The following is a 25,682-nucleotide window of genomic DNA, read 5'->3' on the forward strand; positions in this document are numbered from 1 at the left end:
GGTGCCAGGGACAAGGCGAGCTGCGGCGCGGGGCTGCTGACAGCATCGGTGCGGGCCACCGCTGGTCCGCGCTTTGGCCGTGGCCAGGTGTCGCCTCTGCCTTCTGGCGGCGAAGCGGGACCACCGCTGGTCCGCCCTGCCTGCGGTGTCAGGTGTCAGGGGTCCGGGTGTTGGGGGGTGGGGCGGGAGCGGGTGGCGAGGGCGGACCCGGCGAGGACGAGTGTGAGGCCGGTCAGGGCGGTGGCGGTCGGTCGGTGTCCCAGCGGTATGTCGTAGAGCACGGCGAACCCGGGTGCCAGGTAGGCGGCGAGGTTGGCCCGCACGGCGCCGATGCGTCCGATGAGGAAGTAGAAGAGGACCAGGGCTCCGCCGGTCGCCAGGGTTCCGAGGACGACGAGCCAGACCGCGACCGGCCAGCCCGGTACCCGGACAGGGGTGACGATCAGCAAGGGGGCGAGGAGGAGACAGCTCACGGTGCACACCGTGGCCGCCACCGTGACGGGTGGCGCGTCCGGCATCACGCGGTGGATGTAGAGGGCTCCGGCGGCGTAGCAGGCAGCGGCGGTGACCAGCAGGACACCGCCCGACACGGTGGAGGTGCCGTCGAGGTCCTTCCAGAACAGCAGCACGGTGCCCGCGGCGCCGACGAGGACCCCGGACGCGGTCCCGGCCTCCAGCCGCCGGTCCAGCCCGGCGGCGAGGACCGCCGCCCACACCGGCTGGGTCCCCAGCAGGATGCCCGCCAGTCCCGCCGTCACCTGTGCCTGGCCGGAGGTGAGGAGCAGGACGGGAACGGTCATCTGCAGCACGGACGCGATCAGCAGCGGGCCGGGCCGGCGGCGCAGTTCACGCCGGAACGCCCCGCCCCGGACGGCCAGGGGGATCAGGAGAAGCGCGGACAGGCCGGTGCGGGCGACGGCCACCGTGACCGGCGCCAGTTCCTCCAGAACCATCGACGCCAGGGGGAACACGGCGCCCCAGACAGCGCCGAGCATCAGGAGCAGGGCCGTGTCCCGGCGCGTCACCGGGGCAGGCTACCCGCCCCGGTCAGCAGATACGCGTCCAGTTCCCGCACCGCCCAGGTACCGGCATACGGAACCAGCTGGGACCGTACCCGGGCGATGCGCCGCAGACTCCGCGGCGAGCCTGCCCGGGCGGCGACGTCGTAGGCCCGGCGGGTCAGTTGGGCGGCCTCCTCGATCTCCCCCTGGGCGATCCGGGCTGCGGCGCATGCCGCACTGACCTCCGCCTCCCCCCGCACCATCTTCTCCGACCAGCTGGCCGCCGCCGCGTCCAGCGCGTGCCGCGCGGCCGGGGTCCAGTGCACCGAGCCGAGTTCCATCAGCGCGTACCCCACCCATTTCTCCAGATGCGCCGCGTCGAAGAACCGCACACACGTCGGCGGTGGTTCATGTCCGGCGGCCGATTCCAGCAGCCGGCGCGCCGTCTGCAGGTCCTTCTGGCACAAGCGCTCGTTCCGCAGACAAGCGTGGGCGTATCCCCGGGTGACCGCCGTCCAGGACCGCACCACCGGATGTGCACCCATGGCCGCGGTGCACGCCGCGTCCGCGATGCGCAGCGCGTCCGTGTGGGCACCGCATTCGGCCAGCACCCGGCTCCATCGGCTGACCGTATACGCGTACAGGCCCTCGTCGCCGGCCTCCCGCGCGGCTCCGGCCGCCTGCCGGTAGTAGGCACCCGCCTCGCCGTACCGCTCCAGATCCACACTCAGCCAGCCCATCAGCGACCCCGAATCGGCGACCAGCACCGCCACCCGCGCACGCTCCGCCCCCGGAACCTGGTTCATCCGGTCCGTCAGCTGACGATGATGCTCCCGCGCCTGTTCCACCACGGCCGCCGAACCCAGCAGGTTGTCCAGCCGGCGATAGGCATCCGTCAGCTCCGCCCACGCCCGGTACACCTCCGTGCTCCCACGCGTGTTTGGCAGGAACCCGGTGAGCGGGGGCATCAACAAGGCGGCTGACACCGTTCCGCCCGCGGCCAGGAGAGAGCGTCGTCGCATCAGCATGTCCCAATCCTCCAGGACATCCAGTGTGCTCGATACATCCGGTCTCTCTCCAGACCCGCTGTCAAGCCTGTCCGGGGCAGTGCCGCGCCCGCGCGCCAGAGCCTCCGTTGGTGTTCCCGGGATGTCCCGGGTGAGCTGACTGGCCTCCGCCGGGGTGAGTTCCGCGCGGTCCAGGTCGTCCAGCAGGTCCCCGGCCGAGGTTCCGTAGGCGAGGGCCAGCGCGCGCAGATGCCGTCGGCTCGGTTTGCGGCCGCCCCGGGGCCATGTCTCATACCGGGAGATATGCGTCGCCCACAAGGCGCCGGCGTCCGGCAGGTGTTTGTTGATGTGCTCGGCGGCCTCTTCCTGAGTCCAGCCCAGGGCATGCCGGAACGCTGCCCGGGGCCGCAGGCCGTGATGGAGCACGAGCATTCCGGCGATCTGCTCGACACTCATTCTCAGGCCGAGCATGCGCTCCCGCGCATCCTTCACCGCTCCCTGCGTACGCTGTCGATGGTTCGTCATGTTCTTTCGTGCCGTGGCGGTAGGTGGTGCCTGCCCCGGCCCGGAGCTTGTGTCCGTGGCGGCGGGCGGGGGAAGGCGCGGGCTGCTCGGTGCGGCAGCACGCCGGGTCGTGGGGCGGCCGGACGAACGGGGGGAGGCGGGCGCCCTTGACACAGCTGGTGGGGGAGGGGCTGCCGTCACCAGCCGTGCCTGTCGTTGCGGGACAGGGCGACAACGGCACCGAAGAACGAGCCCGGTAGGAGTGGCGGGTCGTGCGCGGACAGGACCTCCTCGGCGACCTCCTCGGTATGCGGCCTCGCACGAGACGCGGAAGACTCCAAACCCCACGACAGATCGACGCGGGCAGGCAGGCTGCCCAGGGGAGGGAAGCCGCGTTCCAGGGTTGTGAGCCTGTTGGAGAGCCGGGGGAGGCCCGACCAGGGGGCGTCGTCCTCGTACACAGCCTGAGCGAGGAGCCGCAGGAGCCTGCGCAGCAGGGGAGGGTCGCTTCCGTTGGCCGCTATGTCCACCGCGGCCTCGGCACCATCCCGGCCGACGAGACGGTAGCCGGGCCAGCCGTGCCGCAGAACGATCCCACGGAGCATACGGGCGTCTGCCCGGTCAAGGCGCGCGTAGAAGCACGCAGGCCCATCGGGACATTCGGAATCGGAGGGGGCCCAGTGGCGGTGTCGCTGCCGGACCGAGAAGGCCCGATCCAGCAACTCCTGGCGAAGATCCGGCCGTTCCGGAGCCGTCGAGCGGGCATCCGAAACCGCGGGCGCCGACCCGTCCCGTGCCGGGCCGTGTATCCCACCCGCGCCCGGCCGCGGCCGGGCGTCCCGCTCCGCGGGCGTACGCAGGGCGACGGGCAGACCCAGCGCCGGTGCCACAGAGGTGTTCAGCAGCAAGGGAGATGACAGCGTCTCGGTCATCAGCGTCTCCGGAGCGTGATCAGATCCGCCATGGGGAAGTAACGGGTGATTGGGATGTGGTGGTGGGCCGGGTGGCTGGCACGCATCGTGGGAGAGAAGGGCTCGGGCGTCGCCCCCGTGCCCGGCCCCGTCACGGGCATCCGACCCGGCACGGGCACGCCGGGGCCGGGTAGGAGGCTGCACCCGGGGTGACAGTCCCGAGGGGTCTCCGATCACGTCGTCTAACTCCCGGCCCGCCCCGGCCGGATGAGGACGGAAGACGACATCGGGGATCGGGTTGGTGAGGGGGTGAGCCAGGGGTGGGGTGAGGGTCTCGGTCATCAACAGGCTCCGGCTGCAGGAACAGATCAGTGAGGAAGGGTGGACAACCGTGGGGAACGGGGCCGGTGCCCGGCGCGGCGGTACCGTCAGGCCGTCTCCGCGGGGTGCGCGGGACCGGCACGGGCATCGGGCCCGTGGGACAGGGCTAATGAGGACCGCGTGCCGCGGGGGCAGCGGGCGGAGGCCGGGAGGCTCATCGAGGCCCAGACCTGTTTCCCCGTGCCGTCCGGGAGGAGGTCGCAGCCCCACCGGTCGGTGAACGCGTCGACGATGAGCAGACCCCGCCCCGACTCCGCCTCCGCTGACACGGAGTCGTCGCGGGGCGCGGGCGGGAGTGGGCGCGGTGAGGTGTCCGCCACACTGATGCGCAGCTCCCGGCCGCGGCGCTCCAGGGTCACAGTCACCGACTGGTCCGGTTGCGTGGAGCCGTGGACGACCGCGTTGGCGACCAGCTCGTTCGCGGCCGTGATGGCGTCGTCCGCCCGGGCGGGGCACCAGGCCAGCAGCCGGTCCGCGATCACCGCCCGGGCGGGACCGATGCCCTGCCGGTCGGCGGGGAACGCGAACCGGCACACCCGGTCGCGACTGCGCGTGCGCGCGGTTCTCCGGGGAGCCTCACTTCCCGTCGGCGCGGTGCCGCTCCACAGCTCCAGCCACGCCCGCATCTCCCACGCGCGGGGCCGCAGCGCTGTGACGGTGACATCGTGCTGGTCCAGCCAGGCCATCCCGGACGCGCGCTCAAAGGGCTCAGAAGCCAGGTCCCCGACGGAGGCAACAACCAGGGCACCGACCCTTCCGGCGGTGACGAGCGGGACGACGACCTCGCTCCAGCCGGCCCGGTCCGCGAGGGCGATGGCGGGGGGTGCGGTGTCGGCGACGGTCGCGCGGACGGTGTAGCCGAGCTCGTTCTCCGTCTCGGCCGTCAGCTCCCGCAGGGATGCCATCGCGCAGGCCGGGGCGGGGGTACAGGTGTAGACGAGCGCGGTGTTGGTCAGACTGGTGGGCATCGTCGGCCTCCGGCGGACGGATACAGCGCGGGTCAGAGAAGGGGAACGGGGAGCCTGGTCTCAGAAGCCGGTGCCCGAGTCGGGCGGCCGTTGGTCGTTGCCGTCGGTTTCGGAGGCCCTACCCAACCGCGCTTCTTCACGGTGGGGCAGAGGGCACGGGGGTTGTTCGTGAGCACGACCGTTGCCATGAAGATCACCCGACGCGAGCCAGGGCCGCGGCTTCGCCCAGGAAGCCGGTTCGGTACCCGTGTCACCCACCGTCCCGCGTCGTCCGCAGGGGAGCAGGACGCGCCGGACGGTGGACGTCGGCGGGGTCGGACGCCGCAGAAGTCGCGTCATGGGATCACAGCCTTGTGAGAGTCCTGCGGAATCGGCGACGTCTCAGCTCAGAGTTAGGGAAGAGGGCCCTGAGCCATCGGAGGTTAGAGACCGGAGGCACTGGAATGTTCACCGTTGTGAACCTTGCCCGGGGACGGGTGGCTTCAGGACATTCCAGGTGCGTATCCGGTCAGGCGGCTTGGTGGAGACGGGACTGGAGGGAGGAGACCTCGACCGGGGCAGGGCTGAGCAGAACGACGGTGATGTCTTTGCCCGGGCCGCTGGTCGGGCGGACTGGAGCGAGCCCCACTCGTCGATGGCGAGCGTTGCCGTACTGACGGCGGCCTCCAGCTTCCCGTGGAGCAGCTGGCTCTGGGCGAGGACCATCCGGCAGAAGCCGAGGGTGCGCGCGTACTGAGGGTCCGTTGCGCTGACGGCGCTCTGAGCGTGGAGGACGGCTCCGCGATGCTGGCCGAGGTCGCGGAAGCAGTGCGACAGTTCGCCCTTGAGTTCGGCAGAGGCGAAGTAAGCCAGCCAGGCCGGGTCGTCACCGTCATCCGCCGAGCAGACCGCAGCGACAGCAACGCCACAATGGACTCAGCCACCGCCTGCACACTCTGTAGATCGGCCGACATACCGCCCGCTGGGGACGGCATTGACACTGACGGCAACCAGCCCGAGAGACTGGCCGCGCCGTGGGGCAGGACGATTCGCGCCGTGCGGACCCTATCGTCTGCCCCGAACCCGGTCGGCCGCCCCTCGGCTCCCCGCCGGGCCCGCCACGCGATGCGCTACGGCCCCGACTCCTACACCGGCAGACCCATACGGTGGGCGAGTCCCGCGAGGGAGCGGCGGGTGGAGGACGGCAGGGTCTTGCCGAGGAGGTGGCCCACCGAGTCCCGGATGAGCGGGTCCGCGTGGACGCGCTGCGGGGCGGCTTCCTCGGCGTCGAGGAACGCCTCCACGGCGCGCGCCTGCCGGTGGGGCAGCTGGGTCAGCGCCCGTCCGAGATCGCCGTGGAATGCCGCACGGCGCCCGGCCGTGGCGATCCCTGCTGGGTGAACGCCATGTCCGGCGTGGACCGCTTCTCCGTGGCGGCCCAGCGCGGTGTTCAGGCTGACCTGGTGGACGGCGACGTTGGCCGGTCCGAAGTTGAGGTGCCACGCCTTTGTCTCACCGGTCCGGACGGCCAGCCGCGATGCTTCCGCGAGATGGCCCTCGACCTCCTCGGTGCTGCGCTGGCCGGTCTGGGTGAGGGAGGTCGCCGAGATCAGGTGGAGCTCGCCCAGCAGCGCCTTGGCCCCGCGGTGCCCGAGGCGGCCCTGGAGGCCGTCGGCCGCCGTGCCCGCGCGGGCCAGGGCCTGGGACGGACTGCCTGCGGACAGCAGCACGTGGGCGTGGAAGAAGTCGGACACTGCCGCGCGTACGGGGTCGTCGAGTTCGGCGATCGCCTCGGCGGCGCGGGTCACGGCAAGATACGCCAGGTCGACGTAGCCCAGGGATTTGAGCAGCAGAGCGCAGGCAGGGTGGTAGGCGTCGGCCAGCAGCCGCAGCAGGCGGATCCGGTTCTTGCCGCGGCTGGTACCGGACGCTTCACGGAGGTCGTGAACCAGGTCGGGCAGTGTTGCCGCGAGGGTGTCGAACTCGGCGGCGTGGTAGCGGGCGTTCGCCGTTCGGACGCGCTGGGAGAGCCGGGCGGGCGGCTCGATTTCCAGCCGCCTCTGGAGGGGCCGGCCGGAAGGGGGGAATCCCATGAGGACGAGGCGGAGAGCTGGGATGTGGTCGTGGACGGTAGCCCGGCCGGGCTGGTCCAGTGACCCGCTGGCGCCCGCCAGTTCCGAGGGGGCCACCCGCAGCGCGTCCGCGAGAGCGGTGATGTAGCTGGCCCGGTCCAGGAGCCGGTGCCCGTTCTCGACCATCGACAGATAGCCGGCGGACAGACCCGACCGGTCCGCCAGGGCCCGCTGGCTCATCCCGCGCCGCAGCCGTAAGGACCGAAGCCGCGCTCCGATCACCGCGGCCGCCTCGCGCTTCCACTCATCCATCCCGCATCCCCGTCCCCGCGCGCTCACTCAGAGCAACCACACTAGGGCCCGATGCACCCTGACCGGATGATCTTCACGGAACCCGTGCGGGTTTCAGATCAACCCGGCGCGCCGGGCAATCCCCGACAGAGCCTCGTGGTGGGCCGCCGGGCCTCCGCGGTGGGGCAGGACGGCCACCAGGTCCCGGACGAAGGGGTGCAGGCGCATCCGCAGCGGCGCCACGGCTTCCGCCTCGACCAGCCGGGCCGTCGCCCCGGCCGCATTCCCCAACCGGGCCTGGGCCAACGCGTCCACCACCAGCAGACGCACGCATCCCGACGGCCCCACACCGCCTGCGGGAGCGCGGGCGGCGAGGGACGCCGCCCTTTCGGGACGGCCGGCCTCCAGCGCGACCTCGGCCCGCGCCACCAGCGTCTCCCCGTTGGAACGGGTCAACAGTCGGTCCGCTTCATCCCCCCGCCCCAACCCCGCCAGGGCCAGCGCCACCGGACCGGCCATCTCCCGCTCCACATCGGATCCCGGATGGAAACCGGCCCGGGACAACGCCTGCTCCCCAAGCCCCCACTCGCTCAGCAGCCGTACCTCCTCAGCGACGACGTCCGCCGTGACCGGAGAGGACACGGCACGTGCCCGCTCCAGAGCCGCCCACGCCAGATCCCGGTACCCCAGTCGCCGCAGCAGCCCGGCCGCCATCACCAGCCCAGCACAGGGGGATTCGCCCCCCTCATGGCTCGGAAGCGTGCCTGACCCGGCGAGGACCCCGGGCAGGGCACGGGCGAGCGCTTCCTCGTCCCCGGCGTCCTCAGCCTCACGCGCTGCGGCCAGCCGCCCCCGGCTGGCGTTGCCGCCGGACACGTGAGGCCGCATGAGCAGCTGCCGGGCAGCGAAGGCGAACCCGTGGATCACGACGTGCCCACTGCCCGTTGGGGGATACGGCTGACCCGTCAGCGCACCGGCATCGACACCCAGCGCCCGCGCGAGGCCGCCGAGGACACCCCACCGGTCCACCCAGTCACCGCCCGCCTCCAAACGCGCCACCAGTTCCTCACAGACTCCGGCGCGCGCCGCCACCTCCCGCGCCGCCAGCTGCCGATGAGCACGCCACATCGCTGTCCGGCCGCCTACCGGGCTGGCGTCCGCCGCATCTTGACCTTTCACGAGCGCACTCTCAGACATATGGTGATCGTCCCGGCCCCCGCCACCTCGCAAGCGGCCCCACGACCTCAACGGTAACGACCACCCGGCCGCAAACCCCGCGGGGAACCCCGCCCTCCGGGCACCCGGGCGCGACGGCACACCCCCGGACCGGGGACGCCGACGCGGTACATTCGCGGGGCGTTCAACCGCCCCGAGCAGCCGGGGCGCCCGGCTGCGAGAGAGGACTCGGTTCCGTTGTGACGCATCCGAATGACGCCCCCTCCGCATCACGGAGGAGGCCCAGGTATCTGGTGACGGGCGGCTCCCGGGGACTGGGAGCCGCGATCGTCCGTGAACTGCTCGCCCAAGGCGCACGGGTGGCGACCTGCGCGCGCACCCCCGGCGGCCTGGACGACCTCGCCGCCTCGGCCGGCGCCGGGTCACGCCTGATGACCGGCGTGGCGGATGTGACCGCGGAAGGCGAGCTGGAGGCGTTCGTCGCCCGTGCGGCCGCCCCGTTCGGAGGGCTGGACGGCGCGGTGGCCTGTGCGGGCGGTGCCCGCGGACGCGGCCTGGCACAAGCGAGCCCGGCCGACTGGTCAGCGACCTGGGAGATGAACCTCGGCCACAGCGTCCGCCTCACCACGGCCGTCGCGCCCCATCTGCGGGCGGCGGGCGGCGGGTCGCTGGTCTTCATCTCCTCGATCAGCGGATGGAAACCCGCCCCGCAGGCGCAGTACGGCGTGGCGAAGGCCGCTCAGATCCACCTCGCCGCATCGCTCGCCCGGGAACTGGGGCCCGATGGCATCCGCGTGAACGCCGTCTCTCCCGGGTCGATGCTGATCCCCGGGAAACGGTGGGACCGGATGCGCCACGAGGACCCCGACGCGTTCGACCGGTTCACCCGCGAGTTCCCCGACCGGTCCCTGGTCGATCCCGCCGAGGTCGCCCGGGTCGTCGCGTTCCTGCTCTCCGATGCCGCCAGCGGCATCTCCGGTGCTCACATCCCCGTCGACAAGGGGCAGAACGCGCCGACCCCGGACGGCTACTGATTCACCGCCTCCTGTCGGCTACGCGGCGGGCCCCAGAACCGGCAGAGCCCGGCGCTCGAACTCCCGGACCAGGGGTTCACCACGGTGGGCGCCGAGCCGGGCCCGGAAGTCGCGCAACGCCTGCACCGACCGCTCCGAGTGCACCCCGCCGAGCTGGTCCAGGGCATGGCCCGCCGAGGTCAGGGCCTCATCGAGCCGGGCCTGCTGAAGCTGGGAGGTGGCGAGAACGGACCGGCTGATGGCCTGCCGGCGCCGCCGGTCCGCGTTCGCGGTCACCGAGGCAGACGCGAGCCGCTCCGTCGCCGCGGCCTCCCCGAGATCCCGGTGACACAGCGCCGACTCCGCCTCCAGATAGTGATGGTCCAAGAACCGGACCCACGGCGACTCCTGCTCGACACCCCGACTGGCGTTGAGAGCACCGTCCGCATTCTTCAGGGCTGCGGTCGTTTCCCGGGCGCGGCCCAGGGCCGCGTACCCGCGGGCGGCCATCGCGTGCAGCCTCATCAGCCCCATGGGGCTGCCCGCGCTGCGCGCGGTCGCGATCCCGGCCCGCGCGAGCGCAACTCCTTCGCCCGGGTGCCCGAGGCTCGTGGACAGGTGAGAGAGGCCGGCCAGGATCTGCCCGCCGAGAACCCGGTCGCCGCCCTCCGCGCACAACCGCAGCCCCTGGACCATGTACCGCTGGGCGAGACCGTACTCGGCCGAGTCGTACGAACTCCAGCCCGCCATCGCGGCCAGTTTCGCCCCGGCGGTGAAGAGCTGCCGCCGCTGCCCGGCCGGTGTGTCCAGCCGCTGAAGCATCGGCACCACCGTGCTGCTCAGATACTGGACGATGCTGGCGCGCACCGAACCGCCGCCGAAACGGTTGTCCATCTCGTCGAACATGCCGATCATCGCCTGCACCTGCTCGACCGGGCCGCCGTCCGCCACTGCGGCCAGACGGGCACCGCGGTCCTCGTCTTCCAGCAGCCACAGCAGCCACTTCCGCTGGGGATCCAGCAGACCGGCCGCCAGGAACGGGACTGCCCCCAGCAGACTGCGCCGGGACACATCAGTGGAGCCGAACTCCGCCAAGGTATGCAAGGTCTCACCCACATCGTCGCGATAGGCGATCGCACGGGACACCACCGGCTTCTCCGGCTCACTCGTATACCCGGCGTCCGCGGGCGTCACTGCCCGGCCAAGGAACTCCGACAGCGCGGCCGCGATGAACTCCGGCGCCCGGCCCCGCGGCACCATCCCCTGAACCCAGTGAGTCACCGACGCCTTGGTATAGCGGGTGAGCACACCCTGCCGGGCCCCTAAATCGTTCACCCGCCCGGCCAGCTTGGCATTCGAGCAGCCCGCCTCCGCGATCAGACGCTGCAGAGCCGCCCCGGCCCGCGACGCCCCCGTGTCACCGTTCATCACCCGATGATGCCCGCTCCCTCACACCGCGTACCACCCTTCGGCAATGAGAGCGGCAGTTTGCAACCTGTGTGAAACCGTCCAACCCCTGCTGCATCTATCCGGGTTGAGGACCCGCCGCAGACACTGGGCGCACCACGGTGTCCTCACAGATCCGCGACAGCAGGGCGCAGAACGGAAGGCGACAGTGAACCGCGCGATCACCAAGGGAGCCCGGTACCCGGAATGAAAGGCCGACCATCTGCTGATGAGGAGCCCCGCCGAAGGGCGGCCTCAGCGGCCCGCGTGGCGTGGCCGAAGAGGCCGCTGCAATCCCGTATCGAGGGCGGACAGGCAAGTCAGCCGCCCCGTCAGGGCTCCCCAGACGGGCAAGTTCTGAGCCACGTCTCCCCCCTGGCCCAAAGCTGCCCGCCGCTCATGTTCCTGGACGGCGCTTCCGCCGCCGGAACCAGTGCCCTCGCCGAGCGACACGGACATCCCCTCGTCCGCTTGTCACGGATCGCGGACCACTGGAACCTCCACGACTACTACCGGAACCTTCTGGACCGGCCCGGCCCCTTGATCCTGGACGGCAGCTTCGTCAGCGACCTCGTACTCGAGCCCCTCCTCACCGGAAGCAGCCGGCTCACCTGGAGCCAGGCTCTCGACCTCGCCGAGACCGTCGCCCGAGGCAACGGCGTCCTCATCCACGTCGTCACCACGGCCCCGTCCTGCCCCGACCCTCGCCCCGACCAGTGCAACCCCTGCACTTGCGCCGCGATCACCGACGCCTACCGCCGTGCTTTCGAAACGCTCAGCGCCCACACTGCGGTACTCACGGTCGACATGACACACGAGCCGGCGCAGCCGCATCCCCGCCGACCCGGCTGATGCCCTGCGCACGCCGGACCTTGCCTCTCTACAGTGACCAGGAGATTCGGCTTGTACGACAACGGGTCGGCCCCGTCAGGCCGTTCGGCGGGGGGCGAGCGGAGCCTTGGAGGAGGGCTGCGATCTCCGGGTGGTCGCCTGCCGTCGCCCATTCCTGCGGCGACCGGCCCTCTCCAGCGTCTTCCCGCCGACCGGGATCGGCACCGGATTCCAGGAGTTCACGGGCTGCTTCCGTGTGCCCCCACCAGGCCGCCGCGCACAGCGGCGTCCCCACCATCGGCGGCAACATCATCGAGACCGGAACCGACTCCTACCGCCTGGCCACTACCAGGGCCCGAGCCGAACAGCAGGCAGCCGGCTGACGAATACGCCGAGCAGCACCGCACAGGACGGTCAGCCAGAGAGCAACCGCCGCACCTATTCGAGGCGCGCACGCTGATCATCGATCCAGCCAGTCGCCGGAAAGAGAGGCAGGCTGACCGTCACCTGTGACGACGGACCGTCATGGACTAACACCGCGATCACACCAGGGCTCACCGGCTTGATCTTGAACTGCACCGTCCGTCCCGAGTTCAACCACGACACGAACCGATTCCCCGCGAGCACCCCCAGAGCCTCTTGCCAGTGATCGAGGTCATCGGACGTCACATAGACGGGGAAGCTGCCCTTGACTGTCTCGGTCTCCACGACGAACTCGCAGTACAAGAAGTCCCTGCCGGGGCGGGCTGGCACGGGGCGATTCCTTCCTCGTCGGCGATGACCAGTATTCCGGTGTGTGAGCGTCTCCAGGGCGTGGCGGGCCGCATCCCGCCGCTCGTGGGCGTCAGCTGCTCGCACACCTCGGCCACCGGTTCAGAGGTCGTCCACGGCCCGCAGCAGGGGCTTGAACTGCAGCGCGGCCAGGCCGAAGCGGTCCGCCTCGTCGGTCATGTGGCCGGGAAGCTCCCCCGGTACACACGGAGCGCAACCTGCCGGGACACCACCACCAGGCGCCCCAAGTGACCGGATCGGCCGCAACCTCATCCAGCAGCCGGTCGACGTACGGCGCGCAGCCTCGCAGTCCTCGATGCCGCCGGTGATCGGCTGCCAGAAAGCTACGTGCTTGCCGGGCCGGTACCTGGAGGAGGACGTCCTGGTCAGGGTTGGTGATCCAGCACTCGATACTGTATTTCGTCGTCACAGATTCCAACCCTATTCGCGTGGGAGTCGGCGGGCGGGAGCTGTCGGGGGCTGCGGCCCGTGATGGAGGCCGTACGCGACGTCGGTGACGGGCATGTTCGCGTACTGCTCGATGCCGGCACCCCGTACTGACGTCGCTGGAGGTTCCGTGAATTCAACGCGTATCGCAGTTGTCCCAGGCCCGGTGGGGATGTTCTTCGGATGGACCTGGGATATCTCGTTTCATCCAAGTCTCGATTCCGGTCAAGGCGTGTGCGATGAAATCGGCGGGTGCTCCGGACGATTGGATTGATGTGCTGGCCATTGCAGCCAGTTGTCGGTCCGTCATCGACAGTTGGGTCCGGGCGATCTGGTACTCCGTGAGCAGGCTGGTTTTCAGCAGCAGTGGGTCGTCGGAACCCAGGGAACAGGGCACCCCGCTTTTGAGGAGGTGCAGTAGGGGATGTTCTTCGATGTGCTTGACGACTCCCAGAACGCGGTTGGATGTCAGGCACACGTCCAAGGTGATCCGTTCGTCGGCAAGGCGTTCCATGAGTGCCGGGTGTTCGACGGCTCGGATTCCATGGGCGATCCGGTCGGGGGACAATGCGTCGAGTGTGCTGAGGATGCTCGGTCCGCCCATGAGTTCGCCTGCATGCGGCGCGGTGATCAGTCCTGCGTCCCGGGCGATCGCGAAGGCTTCACTGAACGCCTCCGGAGGAGTGGCGGCCTCATCACCGGTAAGGCCGAAGGCCACAACGCCGCGGTCGGCGTAGTCGACGGCGAGTCTCGCGAGGACAGTGGCATCTCGCGGATCGCGGTTGCGACTTGCGCTGAGCGTGAGTCCGAAGCCGACGCCGATGGACCTGCCCGCTGCGGTTCCGGTGTCCAAGACGAGGTCAAGCACGTCTTCGGCTGAGCCGAGCGCGGGAGCGTAGGTCGTCGGATTGAAATGTGGTTCGATCCAGACAGCGCCTGAAGCTGCCGCGTCCTCGACGACCTCTCGTACCAGGCGCCGAATATCGCTTTGTGTTCGAATCAGCTTGACGACCGCTCGATAGCAGTGCTGGAACTCGTCAAACGAGCGGTAGCAACCAACCTGCGGCGGCTCGGCATAGGTGCTTGCCAGATCCGCGAGGGTCCCGGGCCGCATGGCACCTTCGAGATGGAGGTGAAGGTCGGCTTTCGGCAGGTTCGCCAGCCCGCGGTCACTCGAAGCGAGATCCCTCGTCGTTGAGGGGGCGTGGGGCATGGCTATGTCCTCGGGGTAAGAGGCAGTCGGATAGGCAGGTCACAGGCGTTCGACGTTCGCGCCGCTCAGGCGTGCTGGGCAGTCGAAGACGTACCGCGTGTAGTCCTCGGCGAGCCGGAGATCAAATGCATCGTGGTCGGTCAGCGGAACGAACGCGTCGGAGGCTGCTGGTTAGGCGCTGCACGATACACGCGGGCATCGCGGAGTTGACCTCGTCGGCCGCCTCGACGAGCCGCAGTGCCCGGCCTGTCTGCCTCCGGACTTTCCAGGACAAGTAGGTGGGTTCGACCGGCAGGCAGTGCCCGCCGGTGCCAGGGCTGGGTGTGAAGCGCATGAAGCCGAACGGTTTGGTGGATGCGGCATCGAGTGCCGCCCAGATATCGGTGCCGAGCTGTCGGGAGTGGACAGCGAGTTCGTTGACCATGGCGATGTGGACTTGGCGGAAGGTGTTCTCCAGGAGTTTCGCAGTCGTTTCACGCGGTCTGCATCCGTGTCGAATCCGACGACCTGGTGGCGCCGGCTTGCGCTGCCCGGATGGCTCGCGGCAGGCCGACGTAGTCCTGGCCGAATATCACGGTGCGCAGCGGCTCGGAGCGTGCGTCGGCCACTGTCACTCGACCGGTCGGGGCAGGTCGGCGGCCAGCAGACGCTCGTGGAGCTCCCCCAGAGCTGTGCGGTTGCTGTCGAATCGCAGCAGGTTGCTGGCCGCTTTGTAGTCCAGCCACTGGACGGCGGTGTGTTCGTCGGAGAGCTTGATCTCGACGTCGGTCAGGTCCGCGGCGAACGAGTGCTCAGGCACAACGTAGGTTCCTGCCGGCCAGCTGTCTCGATCGGCGAAGAATCGTGCGGGGATGCTGGCGGTGGTCTGCAGCGGGTAGAGCGCGACGGTCCGGTCGAGGCCGAGCTCTTCACGCGCCTCGCGTACGGCGGCCTGCTGCGGGCTCTCGCCTGACTCACCGCCGCCGGCGACTGCCTGCCAGACGTCCATGTCCTGGCGGCGCAGAACGGCGAATTCGATCTGCTCACCGACCCGGCGGAACGGTACGACGAGGATCTGGAATGGCGCACGGGGCATGTGGCTCTTCTCCTTGGCTAGAAATCGGATGGAACACGGGTCGTTGTGCGCTGACGCTCCGCTTCGCGGAGTTGGTCGCAGTTGTCGTGGATCTTCTCCACTGCACGTACGACATCGGTGAGTTCCGTCGGGTCGTCGAGCAGCATGCCCGACCCGGCTGCTTGTCCGAACAGCACCAGCCTGGTACAGGCGGCACGGGCCCGCGCACACGACACGGTCCGTGAGTGCGTGTAGTCCTGGGATGTGGCGTCGGCGTAGACCGGCTCGTCGGGACAGGCGATGAGGTCGCGGAGACCGGCAGGGATGCCTTCCGCTCTCAGCGCGGCGCGGAAGGAGCTGGTCGGGATGTTGCCGAATGCTTCAGAAGCGAAAGTGAACGCGAGGGAGAACCGTCCGTGTCTGGTCACCCGCGGGTCGAGATCGGCGGGCACAGGCCGCAATCCTGGCACGCTGGACAGCGCGCTCGTAAGGAAGGCTGCGCCCTTCGTTTTCGCTGCGAGCTGGGGGTCCAGGCGTTCGAGCTGGACGCCCAGTATGGCGGACTGAAACTCGCTGAGCCGCAGGTTCCAGCCAAGTTCGGGGTGGTGACCGGTGATGCCGAGGGGGCGGCCGTGATCGCGTAGCGATGTGATACGTGCTGCGAGTTCACCATCCTGTGTGACGACCGCTCCGCCCTCTCCGGCGGAGATGTTCTTCGTACTGGCGAAGCTGAACACGCCGACCCTGCCCAGCGATCCGGTGTGAGCGCCGTTCCAGGTCGCGCCGAGAGACTGGGCGCAGTCCTCAACGATTGGGACACCGTGTTCGGCGGAGATGAGCCCAAGGCGATCCATGTCGGCCGGGTGACCGCCCAGGTGAACGGCGGTGATTGCCTTCGTCTTCTCGCTGATCGCGGCTTCCACGGACGAGGGGTCGATCGTGTGGGTGTCAGGGTCGATGTCCGCGAACACCGGCACACCGCCAAGCACGGACACTGCGGTGGCCGTCGCCACATAGGCCATGGCGGGGACGACGACCTCGTCACCGGCCCGGACGCCCAGTGCTCTCAGAGCGATCATCAGTCCAGCAGTGCCGCTCGAGACTACCGTCGCGTGCGGCACGTCAAGGTACTCGCCGAGCGCCCTTTCGAACGCCGCACCCTGTGATCCACTGTGGATCCCGCCCCAGCGGCGGCTGGCGAGGACACCGGCAAGCGCACCGAGTTCTGCCTGGTCGGAATGCGGCCAGGCTTGGAAGGAACGGGTCCGTATAGGCGTCCCACCGTAGAGGGCGAGGGTGGTCACGGCTGAGCCTCCTTGGCGACCCCGCGCAGGAGGCCGCTGTGCTCGACGATCCAGGTCAACTGCTCGTGGCGGGCCCGCGCGAAATCCGGCATGCCGCGGATCTCGCCCTCGGGCGTGGTGAAGGTGCGCGTCTCCGCCGCCTGAATGGTGAGGTACAGATCGATCATGATTGCGCGGTCCGTTGCGGGGATCGGGGCGACGGCCTGGTACGCGTTCAGATAGTCCCGGAACGTCGAGCCCAGCAGGTGCGCGGACAGGCGTGGGCTGATGCAGGCCATGAAGGCCCGGACGATCTCATAGGGTCGCGGAAAGCGGGAGACTTGATCGAAGTCGATGAACAGGCGACGGTCCGGGCTGCGCGTGATGAGCAGGTTGTCGGGGCGTGCGTCGCCGTGTACCCAGTTTCGGGGCACGGCAGCCAGCGACTGCGTGTCGAGCCCGAACTCCGCGAGGATCTTGATGCGCCAGTCGATCGCTTCCCGGCTGGCTGCATCGTCAGTCTGCCGCCGGACCCGCTCCAGGTCTGCAGCGGGAGGGTCAGGCAGTTGGAGGAAGTCCGCGCAGGGGCTCTGCGGGCTGAAGCTCTCGAGATGGTTGTGCAGTGTGGCGAGCGCGGAGGCAAAGGCGGCTGGCCCAGCCCGCTCCGCCTGATCGACGTACTCGGCCACGGTGTACGTGGCGTCGGCGACCTGGGCGGTCCGTCGGCCATCGCGAGTGAGCCGCAGGGGCGGGGCGAGGCCGGCCCGGGCCGCGTGCTGGTGTGCCTGAGCCGCGAGTTGAACGCGTGCCGGGTCGAACCGCCGATTGAACCGTTTGACGACGAGCGGCCCCTGGGCCGTGGGAACCACGACGGACTGTCCGACATGCCCACCGGGAAGCAGCCGGGCAGGTCCGCTCGCCTGTAATCCGTACTGGCTCAGGCACGCGGACAGCTCCGTCGCGCCCATCGTCGTCGTCACTTCGTCAGCACCCGATTCCCTATGACGAGGACGTCCAGTCCCGAAGAATAGAAGGTGCGGATCGCGTCCTGCGGGCTGCACACGATCGGTTCCTCTGCCAGGTTGAACGAGGTGTTGAGGACCGCGCCAACGCCCGTGCGGTCACGGAATCTCGTGATCAGCCGGTGGAAGAGCGGATTGGTGTCCACGGCCACGGTCTGCGGCCTGGCGGTGCCGTCGACGTGGACCGCGGCCGGGATGAGGTTCCGAGCCTCGTCCCGCACCGGCAGCGTGCGCTCCATGAAGTACACCGCCGGTTCCGGGCCGAAGTAGATGGCGAAATCCTCGGCGAGCAAGGCCGGGGCGAAGGGCCGCCATGGCTCACGGAACTTCACCGCGTTGTTCACCTGGTCACGCATGCCCACGCTGCGGGGATCAGCGAGGATGGAGCGGTTCCCCAGCGCCCGCTGCCCGAGTTCCATGCTTCCCTGGAACCAGCCGGTGATCTTCCCCTCGGCCAGAGCGTGCGCAGCGGCATCGGCCGGATCGTCCACAGGCAGTGCGCGCAGCTTGGCTAGGGTCAGTGCCTCGTCGATCGCGGTCTGCTCAAAGGAGGGGCCGTAGTAGTTGTGCTCCATAGCCGGACCGCGCTCGCCCTCAGACAGGACGCAGTGCGCGTACAGGGCCGCGCCAATAGAGGTGCCGCTGTCGTCGGGGCAGCTTGAGATGAAGACCTCGTCGAACGGCGTCGAGGACGTGATCTTCCCGTTGAAGACGGAATTCATGAATGTCCCTCCGCCCAAGGCAACCCTCCTCATCCCCGTCTTCTGGTGCAGGTCGGCGAGAAGGTACTGGAGGGCGTCCTCCAGCACATGCTGGACGGCCGCGGCGATGTCATGGTGCCGGGCGGTGATGGGTTCGTCCGGCCGGCGCGGCGGCCCGAAGCGGTGGACGAACGCCTCGCTCACGGCACCGCGCGAGGGACGAAGGTAGTAGCCGAAGTAGTTGAGGTCGAGGCGGATCGTGCCGTCCTTGAAGTCGACGAGGTCCCGGAGCAGCTTGTAGGCGCTGCTGCTGGGGTCTCCGTAGGCGGCCAGCCCCATCACCTTCCACTCGTCCCGGTCGATCCTAAAGCCCAGATACTGGGTGACCGCTCCGTACAGCAGCCCCACCGAGTGGGGGTAGGGGATGGTGTCCATCGTGGTGAAGGAGTTGCGGTTCCCGACGGCGCGCAACGCGGTGCAGTCCTCGCCCCGGCCATCGACGGTCAGGACCGCGGCCGACTCGAAGGGGGAGAGGAAGAAGGCGTTCGCCGCGTGCGCATCATGGTGGTAGACGTAGTCGATGGTCAGCGGCTCACCGGCGGTCTGCAGGATCTGCGTGGCACACCCTTGATACGGCGCGTCCAGCAGAGCGGCGAGGTTGTTCGGGATCGAGTAGAGCCCTTCGGGATGCCAGCGGGCGCGTCCGGCATAGCGGCCGTCGGGCACGCTCAAGTCGATTGTCGGGTTCGTGCTCACCGCGATCCGGTCCACGCCACGCAGACCGTCTGGGACGGTGGACAGGCAGTACTCGATCGCGCGGGCGGGGAAGTCGCGCGCGTGCTTGCGCCGGGTGAAGCGTTCCTCCGGCGCTGCCGCCACCACGTGTCCGTCCTCGATCAGCGCGGCCGAGGAGATGTGCAGATCGCTGGCGATTCCGAGAATGCGCATTTTCCTCATCCCTCCACCGACACGCGGCACACCAGGTCTTCGATCACTCGGCTCGTCAGCGGGCCCGCGGCCGGCGGTTGGACCAGCCGGTACGCCGGAACCTGCGGAATCCGCAGCTCGGTCTCGCTCGCCGGGCCGGCCAAGGCAGCCTGCTGGGGGAAGACGTCGGCTGCACGGGGCAGCAGGTTGTGCGTCCACAGCGTCCGGCGTTCGTCATCGCTGAGCCTCTCCAGACTCGGTGTGACCGCGAGTGGATCAACGTACGGTTCGATGGCCAGGCCGAGACGGCATCGAGGCGTCACCGTGCTGTCTGCCGCGGCGGCCAACTCCTGCGGGCGTATCCTCAGACGCGTCTCCAGGTCATCGCGGTGGGCTTCGACGCCGCCGAACCGCTGCGACCACCGGCGCGTGAGAGAGGTCCGCAGTGGGCCGTTGCCCAGGGCCAGCACGCTGCCCGCACGGATCCCGATCTGAATGGGGAAGCCGAGAGCGTCGTCGGCGTCCGAGTCGGCGTCCTGGACGAGGGCGAACTTGTCGTTGCCTACAAGAACCGCCCCGAGGCTGTCCAGGCAGTGCAGTAGCAGCGTCGTCTTGCCGGCTGTCCGCCTCCCGACCAAGGCCACGCCCACCCCGTGCAGCGTGAAACACGTCGCGTGGAAGAACGGGCAGCCGTCCCCGAGGAGTGCGCGAAGTACGAGCGCGCGCAGTATCCGGACCGCCACCAGCATGGGCTCGTCCGTGGTGGCTGCCGCCAGGAACAGATGGACCGTCGAGTGCGTGTCATCCACGAAGCAGACCGTGTCCGGCGATGTGGGCAGAACTGCTCGGCGCAGGGGAGGTGTGAGCCGGGCGTCCTTGACCGAGCCGATCCGTTCCGGGTGCGCGTCATGAATGACAAGCCGTGCTCTGGCCGGGGAATCTCCTCGTGCGAAGAAGCCTTCGGTGTACCACGCCACGTAGTCGACGACCGGTGACGGAGCGAGGATTTCAACCCCAGCCCTCTTGAGGCCGAAACGGTCTCGGCGAAGGGAAGTGGAGGGGCGTCGTGCCCAGCCGTCCAGATCGTTGACCGACAGGCTGTTCTGCACGGATGTCACCTCTCGATCAGGTAGGCGCCGCCGTTGACCAAGTCGGCCACCTGCCCCTCCAAATGATCGATCCCGCTGGTCGCCGCGACCTGCTTCGCTTCTGCCAGAAGACGGTTCGACCGGTTCTTGAACGGGTCGCATACCTTGGGGCAGATCACCGGGAGCTGGCTGCGCAGCTGTCGGCGCAGCGCGCCTTCCCAGACCGTCGCGAAGGACTCCTCCAGCGCGCTGCCGTAGCTGAAGCCGCCGGGCCGGGGGTGGTAGTTGCACGGGTACAGGCATCCGTCCGAGCCCACTGCGGCCATCAGGTCGGTGATCGAGCACGTAGAACACGTCCGCGCCATCTCGCCGGTCTGGCCGATCCTGTGGATTTCAAGCAGCCGGAACGTCTCGGTCGTCAGGTCACTGCGGATCTGTTCGACCAGCCGGGACGCATGGCTCGCCTGCTCGGGGGTCAGCGGACGCTCGCCGGAGTTGTCCTGCTTCAAGCGCAAGCTGTCGGCGCCTGCTTGGCGGATCAGACGGGCAGCCGTGTAGACCTCGTGGTAGTTCTCGGGATACATGACGAACGAGGTGTTGATCTCCACGTCCGATCCGGTTTCGGCTCGGCGCTGCACGAGCCGCGTCAGGTTGGCCATCGCGCGCTCGAACATGACCTTGCCGGCCTTGCGGCCGCCGTACTTCAGCTCGGCGTAGGTCTCCGGCGTGCCGGCGTCGATGCTGATATGCACGTATCCCGCCGGGAGCAGAGCTTCTATGCAGGCGTCATCCATCAGCACGGCGTTGGTGAAGATCCCGTAGCGGATCCCGCGCTCGGCTAGGAGGGTGAATGCCGGGATCAGTGCCTTGCGGGCGACAAGCGGTTCGCCGATCAGTCCGGAGAACGACACCGCTTCCACTTTGAAGACACCAGAGCGGTCCTCGCTGCCCTGCCGGTAGGGAGCCTTAACCTCGTAGTCGACGATGCCGCCGATCAGCTTGAGCATGTTCTCCAGGCTCGCCAGATGGTCCGGGAGCCGGTCCGGTGCGTCCTTGGCTGCGTCCAGCATCACCAACTGCTCCCGCTGCTCGTCCCACAGCTCAAGGGGGACGTGGTCTCCGATGCACCAGGCGCAGCGCAGATTGCATCCGCTCGTCGGATGAATCAAGACCTCGTACGGGGGAACAATCGCACCCTGGGACACAGCAGCGAACCGCGCCCAGTGCCGCCTAAGCACGTCGAGTTCATTGAAGCGACCGGGCAGGTCACTGCGGACGAACGGAGCGAGCGGATTTGTCTGCACCACATTGGACATGCGAGAACTCCCAGTCGATGTCGATACTGGCCAAGATTCTGTGATGAGTTTGGCGATTTCATGACAATTCACCGCGAGGGCCCGCACTGGTCGATGCCCGCTTGGCTAACCGCCGGGCGCACGGGCGGCAGACCGGGCGTGCACGTCGTGGTGCGTAGTCATCAATGACCCTCCTTCCTGTCGTGACCCCGTCACTCAAAGCCGCTCCCCGTGCCTCCGGTGAGAGCAGGAAGCGGCTGGCAGGAGACCTGGCCCAGAACGTCGTGTGGCAAACGGGCCAGGGTCGGGCAACTGCTCAGGGGGCATTAACGGGTGGTGCCCCTGGCCGACGTACCGCCGTCGCCATGGGCCAGGCGGTTCGTGGGCGAGTGCCGACGCGTGAACGTCGCGCTGGACTCCGTCGTCATCGGCATGCGCCACATCGGCGGCAATGGAAATACGCGCCGCCGGCATCGGCGTCCACTCCACCCGGGGCCTCCTTGCGACCTTTGCGGGCACGACAACACCCTTCTTCATTCGATGGAATCGGTCGCGCATCCGGCGGCGCCCAAAGCCGGGGTGCACGGCCGGCACCCCATGATGACGGGCGGCCGACGCCGGGCAAACGACCTTGAGTCTAGGCCGCGCGACCGCACATCAAGACAGCCCGAGAGTGGTCGAACTGGCTTACGGAATTGGCGAGATGGACTGTAAGAACAGCCCTTGCGGTGTGTCGGTAACGCCTCTCCTCGGCGGCGGTGCCGCTGATCCGGAACCAGATCTGCTTCCCCCGCAGGAGTGGTTGGGGCTCCAGCTCGTCGACTGCGGGTCGCGGCCCCGGTGTCGGGCCGTGCAGCAGAGTGCTCAGTGAGACGGAACAGGCCAAGGCCAGTGGTTGGTATACGGTGGCCTCCAGTCGGCCTGGAACCGCGCCAAGGTGCTCGACGCCAGCACGGGTGAGTTCGTCGGCGAGTCGGCTCTGGCATATACGTGGGCGTGTGCGTCACGAGGCGGCGCTCCCAGGGGGCGACGAATCCTGTCCAATGCCGTCTGTGACCGCGGCGCTCGGGGGCCCGCTGCCGGACATTGATGAGTCTATCTCCGGTGACGTAAGGCGTTGGGCATTTTCGTGTGGACGATTCAGCCATTTGTTCGGTGGTCGTAGCAGTGGTGGAGGACGGAGCAGTCCACGGCCGAACATCACGGCCGCGGTGACCGCCATCGGGTCGTACCCGCGTGTCCGCATCGAGGGCGGCTGCGGGGCGGTGGTCTCGCAGGCCGGGGGCGTGCTGCTGGTCGAGACGGTCCGCAAGGCCGGCCTGGACACCGCGATATCGGCGGCGCTGACGCCGTGGCGGAAGGCTCGGGCAGTGCACGATCCGGGCAAGATCCTGCCGGACGTGGCCCTGGCGGTCGCGTTGGGCGGGGACTGCCTCGCGGATGTCGCCATGCTGCGGGCCGAGCCGGCCGTGTTCGGGCCGGTGGCCTCCGACCCGACGGTCTCCCGCCTCATCGACACCCCCGCCATGTCGGGAGAGAAGGCGCCGACGGCGATCCGCGCTGCTCGGGCCGGAGTACGTGAGCACGTCTGGCGGTTGGCCGACCGGGATGCGCCTGACGCGGGCGAGACGGTGACCGTGGACCTCGACGGGGTGCTGGTGACCGCGCACTCGGACAAGGAGGGCGCCGCACCCACGTGGAAGCGGACTACGGCCACCACCCGCTGATGGGGTTCGTCGACCACGGACCGGGCGGCACGGGTGAACCGGTCGCGGCCCTGCTCAGACCGGGCAACGCGGGATCGAACACGGCCACCGACCACATCACCGCCGCCCGCCTGGCCCTGGCCCAGCTGCCGAAGAAGTACCGGCGCGGGCGCCGGACCCTGATCCGCACCGACTCCGCGGGCGGCACCCACGACTTCGTCGCCTGGATCGCCCAGCGCGGGCGGTGGCTGTCCTACTCCGTCGGCATGGCGATCACCGAGCAGGTCCACCAGCATGTGCTGAAGGTTCTGGCATCGGCCTGGACGCCGGCCGTCGAGGCGGACGGCGCGATCCGCGACGGCTCCTGGGTCGCCGAACTCACCGGCGACGTCCTGGGGGGCACCACCCGCCGCCAGGTCGTCACCGCCACCCGCTTGCGCTGACCAGAACAGCGTCAGCGCCACTGCCGAGAGCACTGCCCCGGCGCAACAGCACCGTGTCCGTCAGCTCGAAAGTCGGCTACTGGCGCGGAAATGTCATCAAGGAAACAATCGAGGTAGACGTCTCGTGGGGTGGTTCGGAGATCCGCTCACGGCAGACAGGGAAGTCGCCCTGCCGACTGGATATCGGTCGAAAGCTATGTCAACGTACAACACCCGTTAGCAATCGCCGAATTCTCATTAAGGTGAGCCGATGCCCTGTCAAAGACCGACCTGCCCTTGACGGTGCCTGCGGACAGTCGGCACCGAAGTGCGTGCCGAGCGGTCGTCCGGGAGGCGGATATTTAGCCGACGATCCCCGGTTCGCGAAATCGGCGATCGTCCGGATCCTTGATGTCGTTCGCCCGGACCCGCTTGGCGGTGGAGCTGCGGCGAACGAAAAGGGCAGCGCTGCACCGCAAACAGAGGTGCCGGGCTGGCTGTTTGTCCATTCTGTCACCGAAGGGCCTTTTGTGTCTTCCCGTTTGCTGTCCATCCCTGCCGTTGCCGCCACTCTGGACGTCGACCGGCGTACCGTCTACCGCTTCATCGCCGCTGGCGAACTGGACATCGTCGACCTTCGTACAGGCCAGGGGCGCTCCCGCGTGCGCGTCCCCGCCGCCAGCCTTGACGCGTTCATCGCCAACAGGATGGCCGCCGGACCGTTGCCCAGCCGCTGACCACGAACGCCCGGACGTCTCCGTGAGCCGAAATTGGAGTGGGTTCCCTCGTACCTCCGAAAGTTGAAGTCCGGCAATTGGCAGTGCACGGTACGTAACACAGCAGGCGATCGATTCAGCGAATCCTTTCCACTGAAAGAGAAGGCCCGTGCCTGGGGCCTGGAGATGGAAACCAAGCTCAGGCGCGGGGCGCTGCACGATCCCCATGTCGGCCGGATGAAGTTCGCCGAGTGGTACCAGAAGTGGTGGGACGCCCGGGTCGTCGAGCCGCACACGCTGCGCGGTGACGCCTCCAGCATCAGGAACCACATCACGCCGCACTGGGACCACTGGGAAATGCGGGCCATCTCCCGCATGGACATCCAGAGCTGGATACGCACCCTCATGGAGAAGGGGACAGGGGCCTCGGCGATTCAGCGCGCCTACAACCTCATGTCCTCGGTCATGCGCGCGGCCGTCGACGACGACATCATCGCGGTAAGCCCCTGCCGCAGCATCGACCTGCCCACCATCGCCACCAAACCCCCGCAGTGGTTCGCCCCGGACCACGCGCAGAGCATCCTGGACGAACTCCCCGCCGCATGGCGCACCATGTGCCTGCTCGGCTTCTACACCGGGCTCCGCTGGGGCGAACTCTCCGGACTCCACCACCACCGCATCGACCGCCGCCGCTCCCGCCTCTTCGTCGTCGAGGTCAACACCAAGAGCGGCATCAAGGAGTACCCCAAGAGCTCCAAGAGCCGACGCGAGGTCCCGCTCCCGCCTCACGTCCTGGAGGCCCTGGAACGGCACATCCACCGACTCGAACGCGACTCCGTGATCTTCACCACCCTCACCAAGGGGCGCGTCGGCCGACTCCTCGACGACGGCAACTGGCGACGACAGACCTGGTGGCCCGCAGTCGAGTACGCCTACTACTTCGACACCGACGGCGACCAGCAACTCGTGCCGCACTATCCGCCCCACTCCATGCGACACACCTGCGCCTCCTGGCTCGTCCAAAGCGGGGTCTCCCTCTACGAAGTCCAGCACCTCCTCGGACACGAAAGCTTCCAGACCACCCAGCGCTACGCCCACCTCCAGCCCGACGCCCACAAAGCCGTCCTCGGCGCCTGGGAACGGCTTGAGGCCCCGCTGGCACTCACGGTGTGAACTCCGCCCGGGTGGCGTCGCTCTGTCCTTCGGGCGCGCGGGCAGGATAGATCCTGGCTGGTCGGGTTGGTTGGGTACGGCAGGACTTCTCGAGGCGGGAGCTACCGGGGCTCGGGAAATCCGGGCAGTCCAAGAGGTGTAGGGATCAGGGGTCGGCCTTCACCGGCAGCCCCCTCCAGGTACACGCGGAAGCGCTCGCCGTCGACGGGGCGCAGGAGCACCTTCGCTCCTGCGCCCCGTCCGCTTTCCAGAGCTTGCAGCGCCGCGGCGCCCATTGCGGGGGC

General features: G+C 68.9%; 23 protein-coding genes and 2 pseudogenes. 8 read left to right on the forward strand and 17 right to left on the reverse strand.

Translation table 11 applies throughout. The features are described from left to right. Positions 1-155: 155 nt before the first annotated feature. The 4 genes from ACFYT4_RS17105 to ACFYT4_RS17120 form a co-directional block, all read right to left on the reverse strand. Positions 156-1,025: a DMT family transporter gene (locus tag ACFYT4_RS17105; RefSeq protein ID WP_389269144.1), complete on the reverse strand. Its 870-nt coding sequence runs from the start codon at positions 1,023-1,025 to the stop codon at positions 156-158. Further along, on the reverse strand, positions 1,022-2,479 hold the full coding sequence (locus tag ACFYT4_RS17110; protein WP_389269146.1) for a helix-turn-helix domain-containing protein: 1,458 nt from the start codon (positions 2,477-2,479) through the stop codon (positions 1,022-1,024). Before ACFYT4_RS17110 ends, ACFYT4_RS17105 begins: the two co-directional genes overlap by 4 nt. Positions 2,480-2,709: 230 nt before the next feature. Then, positions 2,710-3,117 (reverse strand): hypothetical protein, encoded by a 408-nt coding sequence (locus tag ACFYT4_RS17115; protein WP_389269148.1) that lies wholly within the window; start codon positions 3,115-3,117, stop codon positions 2,710-2,712. Between the two features lie 734 nt (positions 3,118-3,851). Beyond that, positions 3,852-4,772 (reverse strand): ATP-binding protein, encoded by a 921-nt coding sequence (locus ACFYT4_RS17120; protein WP_389269150.1) that lies wholly within the window; start codon positions 4,770-4,772, stop codon positions 3,852-3,854. 496 nt (positions 4,773-5,268) lie between these two features. On the opposite strand from ACFYT4_RS17120, the gene ACFYT4_RS17125 reads away from it, so the two are divergent. After that, positions 5,269-5,508, forward strand: a complete 240-nt coding sequence (locus tag ACFYT4_RS17125) for a hypothetical protein (RefSeq protein ID WP_389269152.1) — start codon at positions 5,269-5,271, stop codon at positions 5,506-5,508. A 388-nt stretch (positions 5,509-5,896) separates the two neighbouring features. Here the strand turns inward: ACFYT4_RS17125 and ACFYT4_RS17130 are convergent, their stop codons facing one another. Next, positions 5,897-7,135, reverse strand: a complete 1,239-nt coding sequence (locus tag ACFYT4_RS17130) for a helix-turn-helix domain-containing protein (RefSeq protein WP_389269154.1) — start codon at positions 7,133-7,135, stop codon at positions 5,897-5,899. A 93-nt stretch (positions 7,136-7,228) separates the two neighbouring features. Further along, positions 7,229-8,242 (reverse strand): DNA-binding protein, encoded by a 1,014-nt coding sequence (locus ACFYT4_RS17135; protein ID WP_389269156.1) that lies wholly within the window; start codon positions 8,240-8,242, stop codon positions 7,229-7,231. 341 nt (positions 8,243-8,583) lie between these two features. Here ACFYT4_RS17135 and ACFYT4_RS17140 point away from each other — a divergent pair, with 341 nt between their 5' ends. Then, entirely contained in the window at positions 8,584-9,324 is a 741-nt protein-coding gene (locus ACFYT4_RS17140; RefSeq protein ID WP_389269158.1) for an SDR family NAD(P)-dependent oxidoreductase, read from the forward strand. 18 nt (positions 9,325-9,342) lie between these two features. Here the strand turns inward: ACFYT4_RS17140 and ACFYT4_RS17145 are convergent, their stop codons facing one another. Beyond that, on the reverse strand, positions 9,343-10,731 hold the full coding sequence (locus ACFYT4_RS17145) for a hypothetical protein (RefSeq protein ID WP_389269160.1): 1,389 nt from the start codon (positions 10,729-10,731) through the stop codon (positions 9,343-9,345). Between the two features lie 489 nt (positions 10,732-11,220). Here ACFYT4_RS17145 and ACFYT4_RS17150 point away from each other — a divergent pair, with 489 nt between their 5' ends. Then, on the forward strand, positions 11,221-11,601 hold the full coding sequence (locus ACFYT4_RS17150) for a hypothetical protein (RefSeq protein WP_389269162.1): 381 nt from the start codon (positions 11,221-11,223) through the stop codon (positions 11,599-11,601). A 28-nt stretch (positions 11,602-11,629) separates the two neighbouring features. Here the strand turns inward: ACFYT4_RS17150 and ACFYT4_RS17155 are convergent, their stop codons facing one another. Beyond that, positions 11,630-11,893 carry a hypothetical protein gene (locus tag ACFYT4_RS17155; protein ID WP_389269164.1) on the reverse strand — a complete coding sequence of 88 codons (264 nt, stop codon included), beginning with the start codon at positions 11,891-11,893 and terminating at the stop codon, positions 11,630-11,632. On the opposite strand from ACFYT4_RS17155, the pseudogene ACFYT4_RS17160 reads away from it, so the two are divergent. Then, a pseudogene (locus ACFYT4_RS17160) lies at positions 11,874-11,963 on the forward strand (AAA family ATPase); the annotation flags it as partial. The gene ACFYT4_RS17155 and the pseudogene ACFYT4_RS17160 sit on opposite strands and share 20 nt — an antisense overlap. 55 nt (positions 11,964-12,018) lie before the next feature. On the opposite strand, the gene ACFYT4_RS17165 reads toward ACFYT4_RS17160, so the two are convergent. Then, positions 12,019-12,333: a DUF5959 family protein gene (locus ACFYT4_RS17165; protein ID WP_389269166.1), complete on the reverse strand. Its 315-nt coding sequence runs from the start codon at positions 12,331-12,333 to the stop codon at positions 12,019-12,021. Between the two features lie 24 nt (positions 12,334-12,357). On the opposite strand from ACFYT4_RS17165, the gene ACFYT4_RS17170 reads away from it, so the two are divergent. Then, entirely contained in the window at positions 12,358-12,603 is a 246-nt protein-coding gene (locus ACFYT4_RS17170) for a hypothetical protein (RefSeq protein WP_389269168.1), read from the forward strand. 331 nt (positions 12,604-12,934) lie between these two features. Here the strand turns inward: ACFYT4_RS17170 and add are convergent, their stop codons facing one another. The 8 genes from add to ACFYT4_RS17210 all read right to left on the reverse strand — a co-directional run bounded on the left by add (position 12,935) and on the right by ACFYT4_RS17210 (position 21,402). Further along, the gene (gene add, locus ACFYT4_RS17175; RefSeq protein WP_389269170.1) at positions 12,935-14,011 is read right to left on the reverse strand and encodes an adenosine deaminase; all 1,077 of its coding nucleotides are present in this window, start codon (positions 14,009-14,011) and stop codon (positions 12,935-12,937) included. 121 nt (positions 14,012-14,132) lie between these two features. Next, a complete protein-coding gene (locus ACFYT4_RS17180; protein WP_389269172.1) occupies positions 14,133-14,435 on the reverse strand; it encodes a hypothetical protein in 303 nt (100 codons plus the stop codon). A gap of 186 nt (positions 14,436-14,621) precedes the next feature. Then, positions 14,622-15,086: an NUDIX pyrophosphatase gene (locus ACFYT4_RS17185; RefSeq protein ID WP_389269174.1), complete on the reverse strand. Its 465-nt coding sequence runs from the start codon at positions 15,084-15,086 to the stop codon at positions 14,622-14,624. A 17-nt stretch (positions 15,087-15,103) separates the two neighbouring features. Beyond that, the gene (locus ACFYT4_RS17190; protein ID WP_389269176.1) at positions 15,104-16,369 is read right to left on the reverse strand and encodes a DegT/DnrJ/EryC1/StrS family aminotransferase; all 1,266 of its coding nucleotides are present in this window, start codon (positions 16,367-16,369) and stop codon (positions 15,104-15,106) included. Next, positions 16,366-17,328: a phosphotransferase gene (locus ACFYT4_RS17195; protein ID WP_389269178.1), complete on the reverse strand. Its 963-nt coding sequence runs from the start codon at positions 17,326-17,328 to the stop codon at positions 16,366-16,368. The genes ACFYT4_RS17190 and ACFYT4_RS17195 overlap by 4 nt, the downstream gene beginning before the upstream one ends. After that, on the reverse strand, positions 17,325-19,019 hold the full coding sequence (locus tag ACFYT4_RS17200) for a carbamoyltransferase (protein ID WP_389269180.1): 1,695 nt from the start codon (positions 19,017-19,019) through the stop codon (positions 17,325-17,327). Before ACFYT4_RS17200 ends, ACFYT4_RS17195 begins: the two co-directional genes overlap by 4 nt. Positions 19,020-19,024: 5 nt before the next feature. Next, positions 19,025-20,107: a hypothetical protein gene (locus ACFYT4_RS17205; protein ID WP_389269182.1), complete on the reverse strand. Its 1,083-nt coding sequence runs from the start codon at positions 20,105-20,107 to the stop codon at positions 19,025-19,027. Between the two features lie 5 nt (positions 20,108-20,112). Next, on the reverse strand, positions 20,113-21,402 hold the full coding sequence (locus ACFYT4_RS17210) for a hypothetical protein (RefSeq protein WP_389269184.1): 1,290 nt from the start codon (positions 21,400-21,402) through the stop codon (positions 20,113-20,115). 1,190 nt (positions 21,403-22,592) lie between these two features. Here ACFYT4_RS17210 and ACFYT4_RS17215 point away from each other — a divergent pair. The 3 genes and pseudogenes from ACFYT4_RS17215 to ACFYT4_RS17225 form a co-directional block, all read left to right on the forward strand. Continuing rightward, a pseudogene (locus ACFYT4_RS17215) lies at positions 22,593-23,488 on the forward strand (IS1380 family transposase); the annotation flags it as partial. A gap of 353 nt (positions 23,489-23,841) precedes the next feature. Further along, the gene (locus tag ACFYT4_RS17220) at positions 23,842-24,246 is read left to right on the forward strand and encodes a helix-turn-helix domain-containing protein (RefSeq protein ID WP_389269186.1); all 405 of its coding nucleotides are present in this window, start codon (positions 23,842-23,844) and stop codon (positions 24,244-24,246) included. A gap of 165 nt (positions 24,247-24,411) precedes the next feature. After that, entirely contained in the window at positions 24,412-25,398 is a 987-nt protein-coding gene (locus ACFYT4_RS17225) for a tyrosine-type recombinase/integrase (protein ID WP_389269188.1), read from the forward strand. Positions 25,399-25,682 lie beyond the last annotated feature (284 nt).

Origin of the sequence: Streptomyces sp. NPDC004609, assembly GCF_042873655.1 — a bacterium.
Classification (GTDB): Bacteria; Actinomycetota; Actinomycetes; order Streptomycetales; family Streptomycetaceae; genus Streptomyces.

Excerpts from the sequence above, each read along its gene's own strand:
- ACFYT4_RS17115 (WP_389269148.1), bottom strand. The coding sequence starts at position 3,117 with ATGCTCCGTGGGATCGTTCTGCGGCACGGCTGGCCCGGCTACCGTCTC.
- ACFYT4_RS17170 (WP_389269168.1), top strand. The coding sequence starts at position 12,358 with ATGACCAGTATTCCGGTGTGTGAGCGTCTCCAGGGCGTGGCGGGCCGC.
- ACFYT4_RS17225 (WP_389269188.1), top strand. The coding sequence starts at position 24,412 with ATGGAAACCAAGCTCAGGCGCGGGGCGCTGCACGATCCCCATGTCGGC.
- ACFYT4_RS17155 (WP_389269164.1), bottom strand. The coding sequence starts at position 11,893 with ATGATGTTGCCGCCGATGGTGGGGACGCCGCTGTGCGCGGCGGCCTGG.
- ACFYT4_RS17210 (WP_389269184.1), bottom strand. The coding sequence starts at position 21,402 with ATGTCCAATGTGGTGCAGACAAATCCGCTCGCTCCGTTCGTCCGCAGT.
- ACFYT4_RS17180 (WP_389269172.1), bottom strand. The coding sequence starts at position 14,435 with ATGGTCAACGAACTCGCTGTCCACTCCCGACAGCTCGGCACCGATATC.
- ACFYT4_RS17130 (WP_389269154.1), bottom strand. The coding sequence starts at position 7,135 with ATGGATGAGTGGAAGCGCGAGGCGGCCGCGGTGATCGGAGCGCGGCTT.
- ACFYT4_RS17120 (WP_389269150.1), bottom strand. The coding sequence starts at position 4,772 with ATGCCCACCAGTCTGACCAACACCGCGCTCGTCTACACCTGTACCCCC.
- ACFYT4_RS17145 (WP_389269160.1), bottom strand. The coding sequence starts at position 10,731 with ATGAACGGTGACACGGGGGCGTCGCGGGCCGGGGCGGCTCTGCAGCGT.
- add (WP_389269170.1), bottom strand. The coding sequence starts at position 14,011 with ATGCCCCACGCCCCCTCAACGACGAGGGATCTCGCTTCGAGTGACCGC.
- ACFYT4_RS17135 (WP_389269156.1), bottom strand. The coding sequence starts at position 8,242 with ATGTGGCGTGCTCATCGGCAGCTGGCGGCGCGGGAGGTGGCGGCGCGC.
- ACFYT4_RS17185 (WP_389269174.1), bottom strand. The coding sequence starts at position 15,086 with ATGCCCCGTGCGCCATTCCAGATCCTCGTCGTACCGTTCCGCCGGGTC.
- ACFYT4_RS17110 (WP_389269146.1), bottom strand. The coding sequence starts at position 2,479 with ATGCTCGGCCTGAGAATGAGTGTCGAGCAGATCGCCGGAATGCTCGTG.
- ACFYT4_RS17200 (WP_389269180.1), bottom strand. The coding sequence starts at position 19,019 with ATGCGCATTCTCGGAATCGCCAGCGATCTGCACATCTCCTCGGCCGCG.